This window comes from Desulfosporomusa polytropa, from assembly GCF_055380075.1.
In genome coordinates, this window is the sequence record NZ_AP042400.1 from 1,193,030 (window position 1) to 1,205,419 (window position 12,390).

Annotated in this window: 12 protein-coding genes; all 12 read left to right on the top strand. The window is 40.7% G+C overall.

The genetic code is table 11. The features are described from left to right. The first annotated feature begins 5 nt into the window (after nt 1–5). The 12 genes from ACZ449_RS07480 to hisS all read left to right on the top strand — a co-directional run bounded on the left by ACZ449_RS07480 (nt 6) and on the right by hisS (nt 12,386). Entirely contained in the window at nt 6–1,031 is a 1,026-nt protein-coding gene (locus ACZ449_RS07480) for a hypothetical protein (protein ID WP_464260400.1), read from the top strand. Nucleotides 1,032–1,073: 42 nt separating this feature from the next. Then, the gene (locus ACZ449_RS07485; RefSeq protein WP_464260401.1) at nt 1,074–1,541 is read left to right on the top strand and encodes a hypothetical protein; all 468 of its coding nucleotides are present in this window, start codon (nt 1,074–1,076) and stop codon (nt 1,539–1,541) included. A gap of 143 nt (nt 1,542–1,684) precedes the next feature. After that, nucleotides 1,685–1,981, top strand: coding sequence for a LapA family protein (locus ACZ449_RS07490; RefSeq protein ID WP_464260402.1), 297 nt, complete (start codon nt 1,685–1,687; stop codon nt 1,979–1,981). Between the two features lie 83 nt (nt 1,982–2,064). After that, on the top strand, nt 2,065–4,116 hold the full coding sequence (gene recJ / locus ACZ449_RS07495) for a single-stranded-DNA-specific exonuclease RecJ (RefSeq protein ID WP_464260403.1): 2,052 nt from the start codon (nt 2,065–2,067) through the stop codon (nt 4,114–4,116). 15 nt (nt 4,117–4,131) lie between these two features. After that, nucleotides 4,132–4,644, top strand: a complete 513-nt coding sequence (locus ACZ449_RS07500) for an adenine phosphoribosyltransferase (protein ID WP_464260404.1) — start codon at nt 4,132–4,134, stop codon at nt 4,642–4,644. 60 nt (nt 4,645–4,704) lie between these two features. Next, complete coding sequence (locus tag ACZ449_RS07505) at nt 4,705–6,933, top strand: RelA/SpoT family protein (protein WP_464260405.1); 2,229 nt, start codon at nt 4,705–4,707, stop codon at nt 6,931–6,933. Next, nucleotides 6,933–7,382, top strand: coding sequence for a D-aminoacyl-tRNA deacylase (gene dtd, locus ACZ449_RS07510; RefSeq protein WP_464260406.1), 450 nt, complete (start codon nt 6,933–6,935; stop codon nt 7,380–7,382). Before ACZ449_RS07505 ends, dtd begins: the two co-directional genes overlap by 1 nt. 15 nt (nt 7,383–7,397) lie before the next feature. Next, nucleotides 7,398–8,018, top strand: coding sequence for an MBL fold metallo-hydrolase (locus ACZ449_RS07515; protein WP_464260407.1), 621 nt, complete (start codon nt 7,398–7,400; stop codon nt 8,016–8,018). A gap of 13 nt (nt 8,019–8,031) precedes the next feature. Further along, nucleotides 8,032–9,084, top strand: a complete 1,053-nt coding sequence (locus ACZ449_RS07520) for an AI-2E family transporter (RefSeq protein ID WP_464260408.1) — start codon at nt 8,032–8,034, stop codon at nt 9,082–9,084. Nucleotides 9,085–9,089: 5 nt separating this feature from the next. Next, a complete protein-coding gene (locus tag ACZ449_RS07525) occupies nt 9,090–9,539 on the top strand; it encodes a Fur family transcriptional regulator (protein WP_464260409.1) in 450 nt (149 codons plus the stop codon). Continuing rightward, nucleotides 9,529–11,127: a coproporphyrinogen dehydrogenase HemZ gene (gene hemZ / locus ACZ449_RS07530; protein ID WP_464260410.1), complete on the top strand. Its 1,599-nt coding sequence runs from the start codon at nt 9,529–9,531 to the stop codon at nt 11,125–11,127. Before ACZ449_RS07525 ends, hemZ begins: the two co-directional genes overlap by 11 nt. Beyond that, nucleotides 11,121–12,386, top strand: a complete 1,266-nt coding sequence (gene hisS / locus ACZ449_RS07535; RefSeq protein ID WP_464260411.1) for a histidine--tRNA ligase — start codon at nt 11,121–11,123, stop codon at nt 12,384–12,386. Before hemZ ends, hisS begins: the two co-directional genes overlap by 7 nt. Nucleotides 12,387–12,390 lie beyond the last annotated feature (4 nt).

Below are 12,390 nucleotides of genomic sequence, written 5' to 3' on the forward strand. Positions count from 1 at the left end.
TACATATGGGAGTTATCCTATCGGCGCTATCGTTGGCACTTGTTCATATTGCTGGCGATAATGTCGCTGTTGTTCCGGCCATGGCTTCGCTAATCGGCAATGGGATTTATTCTACTGTATTTTTAGCATATATGGTATTCGGCTCGATAGTAGCCGGTACGTCAGCCTGGATAGGGGCAAAAAGCGGCCGCGAATTGACGCCGGCTGTTAAGCGACTATTCGGTGTTCGCGGTAAAGTGCTGCTGGCGTTAGCAGTAGCAGCTGTATCATTGCCAGCTAGTGCCTTAACAGGCGGGTATTTTGCCGGACATCTGATACAACAGCTAACAGGCATCCCGTATGTCTGGGCTGTTCCGCTCTGTATATTTGTATGCTGCGTGCTGGCTGCTGATTATGGTCAGGAACTACTGCGGATTTCTAACTATGCAGCCCTTTTGCTTATCCCGGCAATAGGTATTATGGTAGTTAGGTTGCCTGATGGTATCACCACAATATCATTTATTAATGTACTATCACTAGACAATATCAATTGGCCACTGGTACTAGCACTTATTGGCTATAATGCTGGTGGTATGCGTTCGGTGCTGGTAGTAGAAGTGGGGACTTATTTTGCTCATAAAAACTATGCAGGGATATATTTTGCAGTACTAGCTAAATCTTTCGAGGGGATTTTTACTTTGCTACTAGCGCATATAGCCTTACTAGGCGGCTACGGATTTATGCCGTTGACAACTGTTGCCCAACAGGTTTTTGGTTCCTGGCTTGCAGTTGGTTTTAATAGTATATTGGTATGCATATTGCTCAATACAATGGTTCCGGCAATGTTGGTCAATGCCAAGCAACTAACTATAATCACAAGATTACCGTTTAAATTAGCACTGATTTTGGCAGGAATAGTAGTGTGGTGTGGAAGTTTTATCAGCTTAGAATTAATTCTCAAGCTGATGAGTGCAACTGGTTTGCTGATGATTGTTTTCATCGGTTGGGTAGCTTACTTTCTACATAAACAAGGAGATAACAAGTCACAATAATGGTATCAACAGTTATATTCAGGGAAACGGGGTAATTGCCTTTTGTGGGTCGAATTTGTAGTAACATTGATTATGATGGCAGGCCTTTTTTGTACGATGTCAGTAAAACTATCGGGAACGCTGATCATCTTGCTGGGGGCTGTTCTTTATGGAATTTTTACTGATTTCGTGACTTTTACTCTAGGAACAATGGGGTCATTGATACTAATTTCCCTACTAAGCGAACTAGGCGGGCGGCTATTACAAAGCTATTTGACGGAGAATTTACCGATTTCACGCGATTTTAGCGTTAATGGTACAGTATGTTATTTGGGCGGGTTACTGGCAAGTAATGCTTTGCTCGGTTCGGCTTTTGGTTTTTTACTATGGGAATTAGTAGCCGGTAAAACACTTATGCCTCATGGTGATATGGTTTTCCAAGTGCTGCTCCGACTACTCGGAGTGGCTTGCCTTCGATTTGTTTGTGGAATAACTATGATCGTCACTATGCAGCTGTACATATTTCTGTAATAAATGTTTGAATGGTAACAGGTAGTACGCCTGTTTCTGTTGTTTATTGTAAGTTTTATTTTATATAGGCTAATATTAAAGGAATATTGCACTTTTTGCGAGAATACTAATTCGATATGTAATTATTTATGGATGTGATAAAAATGATGAATTTATTGTTTGCCTTTGTCTTTGCATTACTTGTTGCCATCTTTGCTGTGCAGAATGCATTGGCTGTTACGGTAAGTTTCTTAATGTGGAGTTTTCAAACCTCACTAGTTATCATTATCCTGGGGGCTGCTACTTTTGGTGCTCTGACTATTTTGTCCCTTTCCATGCTAGTTCAATTCAAGCTGAAGCGAAGTCTGAATAAGTTAAACCAGTCTAAGCAACAATTAGAAGCGGAAAACCTTGCATTAAGAGCCACCAAGGAAACGCAGGCAGAGAGTCAGAAAGACTAAGGAAATCCAAGTAAAGTTGCAAAAAATTACACTGTATACTACAATTATCTAGTATATTGTTACGGAGGGCTATAAACTTTATTATGGCTAGGCTTAAAAAAAAATGGAGATTGTTTCCAGCTAGGCGTCAATTAGCAAACGAGCTCAGCCAGAAACTTAACATATCTGAGTATATTACACAAGCAATGATAAACCGTGGTCTTACTAATGAACAAGCAGCAGCAAAATTTCTCCACGCTGGTGCTGAAAATTTTGCAGATCCATATGCACTAAAAGGTATGAAAGCTGCGGTTGATAGAATTACTCAAGCAATTGAAATACAAGAAAAAATCACTATTTATGGTGATTATGATGTTGATGGCATCACTGCCTGTGCTACTCTTTATAAGACGTTAACCAGACTTGGTGCTAATGTCGAGTTTTATATCCCAGACAGGCAAAGCGAGGGGTATGGACTTAATCCTGCGGCTTTGCATAAACTAATAGATGCTGGAACAAAATTAATTGTTACCGTTGACTGTGGGATTAGTGCCTGTAAGGAGATTGCGGCTGTCAATAATCAGCTTGACATTATTGTAACCGACCACCATCAACCGCCGCCTGAACTCCCAGTAGCTGTGGCCATCATTAATCCCAAGCAACCGGGATGTTTGTATCCAGAAAAAAATTTGGCTGGTGTTGGTGTTGCCTTTAAGTTATGTCAGGGGTTATGGCAACATTATTATGGACTTGAAACCAAGTTTTTTGATTACCTTGATATTGTGGCTATTGGCACAGTTGCTGATATAGTACCACTTACCGGAGAAAATCGGGTCTTGGTGAAACTAGGTCTAAAACAGTTACAAACTACTGATAATTTGGGAATTAAAGCTTTACTTGAAATATGTGGATTAGGTGGCAAGGTTATTGATAGTGGCAGTATCGGTTTTGTCATTGCGCCGCGTCTTAATGCTGTAGGACGTGTTAGTAAGGCTGCTGCCGGAGTGGAACTGCTGATTACTAACGATGCTAAGCAGGCACGAGAACTGGCAAACCTACTAGATATGGAAAATGTAGCTCGCCAAAATATAGAAAAGCTAATTTTGGAAAAAGCGGAAGAACAACTTGAAACAGTAGATATAAATGCAGCTAAGGTGCTGGTACTAGCTGGCGAGGAATGGCATTCAGGAGTAATTGGCATTGTAGCTTCTCGGTTAGTGGACAAATATTATAAGCCAGTAATTATGATTAGTATTCGCGACGGGATGGGTAAAGGTTCTTGCCGCAGCATACCGGCCTTTGACATTTATACTGCGTTAACTCATTGTTCTGATCTATTAGCGCAGTTTGGGGGGCATCGCCAGGCAGCAGGTCTGTCAGTACCCGTGTCAAACATACCGCTGTTGCGCGAACGATTAGATTCCTTGGCAGCCAAGACACTATCAGCAGCCGATTATGTGCCTGTTCTTACGATTGATTCTATGTTGCCATTAGAAGAAATCAATGCTACGTTTCTTGAACAATTGGCTTGTCTTGAACCCTATGGGTTTGGCAATCCCAGTCCGGTATTTGCCTGTCATAATATCGAAATGAAAGAGAAGCGGCTTATAGGACAGCAAAGTCGCCATTTGAAACTCAAATTGAAAAATGCTGCAGTTAAGGATGTGATTGCCTGGAATATGGCAGAATTATCGACAAGCCTTACCTGTGATAAAACGATAGATTTAGTATTTGTTCCAAAATACAATGAGTGGCAGGGACAAAAAAACGTACAATTGACCGCTCATGACGTACGACAATCGCCAGATATGCAAACACCAGTCACTCTGAATACAATTGCTCCTGATCGTACCTGTATTGCGCAAGTATATTTAACGTTAAAAGAATATAATAATTTAGGACAATATAATTTATCTTTGCAAACTATCGCAAATAAGATTTTGAACAACTATAATGCTGCTTTACCAGAGAATGTTCTGGATATGGCTTTAACTATCTTAGCTGAATTACACTTACTTACAAAAGAGTCGAAAGAACAAGGCACTTTTACTATTCAACTTACGCTAGCGCCACTTAAAAAGCTTGAGTTAACAGACTCACCTACTTTTCGGGAAAGTATCAAAATGCGTGAGGAGTGCTTGAATCAGTTTGGTTAGTCTAAGGAGGTAACTATGGATTTACGGGAAAAAATCAGAAATGTACCCAATTTTCCGCAGCAAGGCATCCAATTTAAAGATATTACAACACTGTTAAAAGACGGGAAAGCCTTTCGTATGGCTATTGATTTGCTGGCAACGCCTTACAAAGAGCAAAACATCGATATTGTTGTCGGTCCAGAAGCACGGGGATTTGCTGTAGGTGCTCCTGTTGCGTATGTTTTGGACGCCGGGTTTGTGCCAATACGCAAACCCGGTAAATTACCTGCGGCGACAATTAGTTATAAATATTCCCTGGAATATGGCCAGGATGCTTTGGAAATTCATAAAGATGCAATTGAGCCAGGAAGCCGAGTCTTGATTGTTGATGATTTGTTAGCAACAGGTGGTACTACAATGGCAACAGTCAAAATGGTTGAGCAGTTAGGTGGTAAAGTGGTTGGTCTGGCTTTCTTAATTGAATTAGCTTGTTTAAATGGACGTCAGGGCTTAGCTAGTTATGATATCACCGCACTTATTCAATATTAGTTAATTAGCCAAAGTACAGAACGCAACCTACGTTATAGCAGTGATAGTAAGAGGTGAGTCATGGGCGACGATGAAGTTCAGGTCAAAAAAAGAAATAAACCAAATATTGAAAATATAATAGCCAAAATTAAAACCTACCAGCCTGACGCGCCATTACAATTGGTTAATAAAGCATATGAACTAGCACATAGTGCTCATGACGGTCAACTTAGAGTCTCAGGAGATGAGTATATCTGTCACCCGATCGGGGTTGCTACTATATTGGCTGATTTGCAGATTGACGCTGTCACAATTAGCGCCAGCTTGCTGCACGATGTAGTAGAGGATACGCCAATTACTCTAGAATTGTTGGAAAAAGATTTTGGTAAAGAAATTGCCATGCTTGTCGATGGAGTCACTAAATTAAACCGAATTGAGTATAAATCGAAAGAAGAACAACAGTTAGAGAATTATCGGAAGATGTTTCTAGCTATGGCTAAAGATATTAGAGTCGTATTGATAAAACTTGCAGACAGATTGCATAACATGCGTACTCTTAAATATATGGCACCGCATAAGCAAGTGGAAATATCTCGTGAAACATTGGAAATATTTGCGCCCTTAGCGCATCGCTTAGGTATTTCCAACGTAAAGTGGGAATTAGAAGATCTTGCTTTTCGCTTTTTAGAGCCAGAAAAATACTATCGTCTGGTAGAACAGGTAAAACAAAAGCGTAAAGAACGTGAGAAGATTATTACCGACGCCATCGCGCTGATGGAAGAACGTCTTGGTTCTGTTGGGATCACTGCTGAAATCCAGGGACGGCCAAAGCACTTTTACAGTATCTACAAAAAAATGAAAAAAAACCACAAACAGGATGTCAGTGAGATTTATGATTTGTCAGCCATCCGCATTGTTGTTGATTCATTAAAAGACTGTTATGGAGCGTTAGGCATTGTTCACACCTTATGGAAGCCTTTGCCTGGCAGATTCAAGGATTATATTGCGATGCCCAAATCCAACGGCTATCAGTCGTTACATACTACTGTTATTGGACACTCAGGCCAGCCACTGGAGATTCAAATTCGTACATTAGATATGCACCGAATTTCTGAATATGGTATTGCTGCTCACTGGCGTTACAAGGAAGGAACTAAAGTTGCCCACAAAGATACTGATCAGAAGTTGGCTTGGCTTAGGCAACTTTTGGAATGGCATCGCGATTTAAGAGATCCGCGCGAATTCATTGAGACGGTAAAAATGGATGTTTTTGCTGATGAGGTGTTTGTTTTTACACCTCGCGGTGATGTCCTGGATTTACCTGCTGGATCGATTCCCATTGATTTTGCCTACCGCATTCATACTGATGTAGGTCATCGTTGTGTTGGTGCAAAAATTAATGGTAAAATTGTGCCCTTAGAATATAAGCTTACCAATGGTGATATCGTTGATATCATTACCGCCAAGCAAGGTAATGGCCCTAGTCGTGATTGGTTGAATATTGTTGGTTCATCGGAAACTAGAAATAAAATTCGTCAATGGTTTAAGAAAGAAAAACGTGAAGAAAATATTGCCAAAGGCCGAGAAATGATCGAACGCGAGAGTAAAAAGCTCGGCTATGAATGGCGTGATCTTGTAAAAGGTGATCGCCTAAATGAGATTGCCAAAAAATTAAGTATTTCAAGTGAAGATGACTTATTTGAAGGCTTAGGTTATGGCGGAGTTACCTTACATGGAGTTATAGCTAAGCTGATTGAATTGTATAAAAAAGAATTAAAAAGCTCGACGACGCCTGACGTTTCGGCTATGCTGGCTGAACTTAAACCTAAACGTCTCAAGAATAAAGTTAGTCATGGTATCTTGGTTAAAGGCGAAGCAGGCCTTATGGTCAGATTAGCCCGTTGCTGTAATCCATTGCCTGGTGATATTATCGTAGGTTATATTACCAGGGGCCGTGGGGTATCGGTACACCGTGCTGACTGCCTCAACATCCTGAATAATTCAGAAGAATATGAACGGATGATTGAAGTTAACTGGGATATTCCAGGTGATACGCTTTATCGAGTATCGATTGAGATCATCGGTCTAGATCGCCACAATCTACTATCTGACGTCATGATGGTGGCGGCGGATGCCAAAATTAATGTAGGTTCTCTAAATGCCCGGGTACAAAAAAATAAGACTGCTAACATTAATATGGATATTGATATTGGTAACCTAAGCCAGTTGGAAAATATAATGAATAAGATGCGTAGGATTCCAGATGTTTATAATGTGCATCGCACGACGCAATCCTTAGGAGGAGTCTAATGAGGGCTGTTGTCCAATTAACCGATTGTGCCAGCGTAACAGTAGCTGAGCAAGAAATTGCTGCGATTCGGACCGGGTTAACTGTTTTTTTAGGGATAGGTCAAGAAGATAACGAAGCAGATGCCAATTATCTTGCGGAAAAGATTGTTAATTTGCGAATTTTTCCAGATAATGAGGGAAAAATGAATCTATCTCTTAAAGATATACAGGGGGATTTGCTGGTGGTTTCTCAATTTACTTTGTACGGCGATTGCCGTAAAGGACGTCGACCTAGCTTTGATGCTGCCGCTCCGCCCAAAGTAGCAATTGTACTTTATGAAACTTTTGTACAATTGTGCCGTAACATGGGGATAACGGTATCTTGTGGACAATTCCAGGCTGAAATGATCGTGCGTTTGACGAATCATGGACCAGTGACAATGCTGCTAGACAGTAAGCGGCTGTTTTAATAGGAGAGTGATTACATGAAAATAATTCAATTGGGAGTAGGTCAGCTTGGGACGAATTGTTACATCGTGTACTGTGAACAAACCTTACAAGCAGGTGTAATTGATCCTGGTGGAAGTGAGGAGGCCATACTTGCTGAAATTAACAAGGCCAATCTTAATGTTGTGTATATCATCAATACTCATGGCCATGCTGATCATATTGCCGCGAATGATGCAATTCAACAAGCAACAGGGGCTAAGGTTTTAATTCATTATGAAGATGCCGGTATGTTAACAAATGCCCAGCTTAACCTATCGATGTATATTGGTAATAGTATTGTTTGTCGGCCAGCTGATCGCTTGCTTGATAATGGCGATACGATTACTATTGGCAGTATTGAATTTAAAACATTACATACCCCAGGGCATACGCCGGGGGGGATATGTCTTTTGGCTGATAAGGTGCTTATTGCGGGTGATACCCTGTTTGCCGAGTCAGTTGGCCGAACTGATTTTCCTGGCGGTTCTTGTACTCAGCTTATCAATAGTATAAAAGACCAGTTACTGAATCTTGAGGATACGGTTAGAGTTTTGCCAGGTCATGGACCAGAAACCAGCATTGGCTGGGAACGTAACCATAATCCTTTTATTCAGTAATGGGATTAATACTATGATTAAATCACCTTCAGTTTTAATTAAAATTGCTATTTTGGTAATCGGTTTCTATATTTTTAGCCAAATAACATCCATTTATCTTCCCATCATTCTAGCAATTATTGTTGCTTTTGTACTTAATCCTATTGTTAATGCCGTAGCTGCTATACCCTTTGGGACAAAGCAGTATCATCTACCTCGTGGCATTGCCATCTTGTTAGTATTTCTCTTAGCAGGTCTATTGCTGGCACTTGTTACAACGTTTGTGTTGTTTCCGTTTATCAATGAATTTAATAAGTTTGTTGGCGATTTACCCCGTCTTATGGCCAAAATTCAAAATTTAGCTATACTAATACAGCAGCAGGCAAATTTGGCACAAATACCTGATAATTTCCGTCAAATTATTGAGAATGGACTGGGCGGAGCAGCTTCGTATGCTGTAAGTTTGACACGTAATGCCTTTAATACAATATTTGTTTTTGCAACACAAATCATCGAACTAGTAATTGTCCCTGTGCTTGCGTACTACTTTCTAAAAGATTGGCGAAGTCTTAAGGAAGGTGTCGTTACTCTTTTCCCTGCGTCCATGCAATTGCGAACTATTAGCATAATTGAGGAAATGGCTACTGTTGTTAGTAACTATATTAGGGGACAAGTAGTTATCAGTGTAATTATTGGTCTTTTGGTATTTTGCGGTATGTACTTTTTAAAAGTAGACTATCCCTTAGTGTTAGGACTCTTGGCCACGCTGACGGAAGCTATTCCGATCATTGGCCCAATCATTGGCTCGATTCCAGCCTTATTGCTGGCTTCGTTGGCATCACCAATGCTGGCAATTAAAGTAGCTGCTTTTTACATAATTATTCATCAAATTGAAAATAACATAATAGTTCCTAATATTATGGGCCATACTATTGATTTGCACCCTGCACTGATAATCATAAGCTTGTTAATTGGCGGCCAATTCTATGGTATTACAGGCATGATTTTAGCTGTACCTGTTGCGGCGCTTTTGAAAGTGTTGCTTCGCCACCTTTGGTATCTTGATGATGATAAAAAAGACAGGTGAAATGTATGAATGTTGACTTATCTAACTTACGCCAGAAGTTTAGAGAACGCGATTATAAGCTTACGCCACAACGTCAGATCATTTTGCAGGTGTTTATCAATAATCGCGATAAACACTTAAGTGCAGAAGACGTTCACAATATTGTGCGTCAGCAATCAAATGATATTGGTTTGGCAACAGTCTATCGTACCCTTGAATTATTTAGTGAACTTGAGATTCTGCAAAAAATTAATTTTGGTGATGGTCGCAGCCGCTATGAAATTAATGAAACCAGTAGTCCCCACCATCATCACCATCTTATTTGTCTTACCTGTGGCCGAGTCATTGAATTTGCTGATGATCTACTGGAAGACCTGGAAACCATCATTGCTAAAAACAGCAATTTTACTATCGTAGATCATCAAGTAAAGTTTTATGGATATTGTCAGGAGTGTCAAAAGCACTGTGAAGATTAAGGATTTTTTTATTACTCCCGTTACTGGTACCCATGTGGATGTTTTAGCTGCAATCCGTGACACAATGGCACTATTTGATGTTAATGATGCCGGAATTTGGCAGGAAGAAGCCCAGTTAAACCAACTGCGGCCTGATAGTTTGTTGGTAAAATGTGCAGTTAAGTCTGATGAGGATACAATAGAGGTCAAAGTAACTATTGATTTTTATAATTCCTCAGCCGTGCTAAATCAGTTGACAGAGTATGAACGTCGTCCACTATTACAGGAAAATATACGAAATAAAGAAGTTGAAGACATAACCGGGCTTATAAGACGACTAGTACGACTTAATATGCTGAAGCTGATGCGGCAAATAGCTGGACATAATCCTGGACCTTGGGGGATACTACGCGGCGTTCGTCCGACCAAAATTGTTCATAAATTGCTTGATCAAAATGTTGATCATTCTGAAATTGTAACAAGGCTTATCAGAGAGTATGCGTTAGCGTCTGCTAAAGCTGAACTTGTTACAGGCATAGCTGTTTATCAACGTCCGTTTATTGCGACTCCTGATAAACTTGCAGGAGGAAAAAAAGTAAGTATTTATGTAGGCGTACCGTATTGTCCGTCCCGATGTTTGTATTGCTCATTTCCTTCTTACGTGCTGCCAGAGCGACGTGAACAACTTGATGCTTTTCTCCGGGCAATTACTAAAGACATTGAAGGTGTCGCTAGTTTACTAGCAAAGTTTAATTTATCGGTAGAGAATATTTATGTGGGGGGCGGAACGCCGACCAGTCTGGCAGCAGATGATTTGTCCAAACTGGTAGCATTGGTAAAACAAAATTTTTATGGGCCTTATACAAGCGAGTTTACTGTTGAGGCCGGTCGGCCTGACAGTATTAACGATGAAAAAATTGATGTATTACGTCACTATGGAATAAACAGAGTTAGTATAAATCCACAAACAATGCAAGATAAAACGTTAAAACAGATTGGACGGCGACACACTGTTCAGGATATAATAGATGTATTCGCTAAAATTCGCCATGCAAAAATACCTGTAGTAAATATGGATGTCATTGCCGGACTGCCAGGAGAGAGCCAGGCTGACATGGAAGATACCATGCGGCAAATTGCACTACTTAATCCTGAGAATATTACTGTCCATACCTTGGCATTAAAGCGTGGTTCTATTCTCAAAGAATCATTAAGTTCTGGCGTAATAACAGGACAAGCATTGCCTAACGAAGAAATAACTCAATCAATGCTCAAAACTGCCGCCACTTATACTGCTAATATGAACATGCATCCTTATTATCTATACCGTCAGAAGTATATGACAGGTAATCTTGAAAATGTCGGCTATGCCAAACCGGATACGGATTGCTTGTATAATATGCAAATTATGGAGGAAAGACAGACTATCATCGGCATTGGGCCAGCTGCTGGCACAAAGGCGGTAAACCCTAAGAACTGGCGGTTACAAAGCTCTTATAACGCTAAAGATATTGGTTCCTATATAAAAAATTTAGATATATATCTGAGCGAAAGACATACCTTGCTTTCAAGATTGTATGGCGCCCATGAGGAGGATTTACTATGTTGACAACTGGCCCCAGGGGGACCAAAGATATATTGCCTGACAATAGTGGACATTGGCAGTATGTTGAAAAAATAATACGTGAAGTATGCCACAATTTTGCTTATCAGGAGATTCGTACTCCAGTCTTTGAACATACTGAACTTTTTCTGCGCGGCATCGGAGACACTACCGATATTGTTGAAAAAGAAATGTACACTTTTACTGATAGAGCCAAACGCAGTATTACTTTACGACCTGAAAATACGGCCTCTGTTGTTAGGTCGTATCTTGAGAACAAACTTTATAGCGGACCTCAACCCACAAAGCTATTTTATATTGGCCCTATGTTTAGGTATGACCGTCCGCAGGCTGGACGCTACCGCCAATTTCACCAGTTTGGTGTTGAAGCAATTGGTGCGCAAGGGCCGGCTATCGACGCTGAGGTTATCAGTTTGGCTGTAGGATTCCTCAATAAGCTAGGATTAAGTGAGTTAAAATTACTTATAAACTCTGTTGGGTGTCCGAATTGTCGTCCGGTGTATCGAACTAAATTGCAGGAGTTTTTCCGTGAAAAACTTCCTCACTTATGTTCAGATTGCCAGTCGCGGTATGACCGTAATCCGATGCGTATCTTGGATTGTAAAAATGAAACCTGCGCTGAATATTCCCAGGGAGCCCCTCACATGCTGGATTGCCTGTGTGAAGAGTGCAGCAGTCACTTTGCTGGCTTACAAGAGTTACTAACAGCAGCGGGAATTCATTTTATGATAAATCCCCGCTTAGTGCGTGGACTTGATTATTATACAAAAACTGCTTTTGAAATTCAGTATTCACCCTTAGGAGCACAAAGCGCAGTATGTGGTGGTGGACGTTATGACGGCCTCATTGCTGAATGTGGCGGGCAGCCAACACCTGGTATCGGTTTTGCGATTGGTGTTGAGCGAGTGTTGTTAGCTTTGGAAAAGCAAGAATTACTGCCGAAATTTACTAACGCGATTGACGTTTTTGTTGCCCCATTGGGAACTGAAACCCGGGCCGCAGCATTTCAGTTGCTAACAGAAATGCGCCGCGCTGGTATTGCTGCCGATATGGATTTTATGAACCGCAGCTTGAAAGCACAGATGAAGTATGCTAACAAATATCCCGCTAAATATGTGGCCCTTATTGGTGAGGATGAATTAGCAGAGCAGAAAGTAATGTTAAAAAATATGGAAACAGGCAGTCAGGAATTAATGGATAGATCTGCACTGGTACCTATGATTTCAGAGGGGATGGAGAAGTAATGTC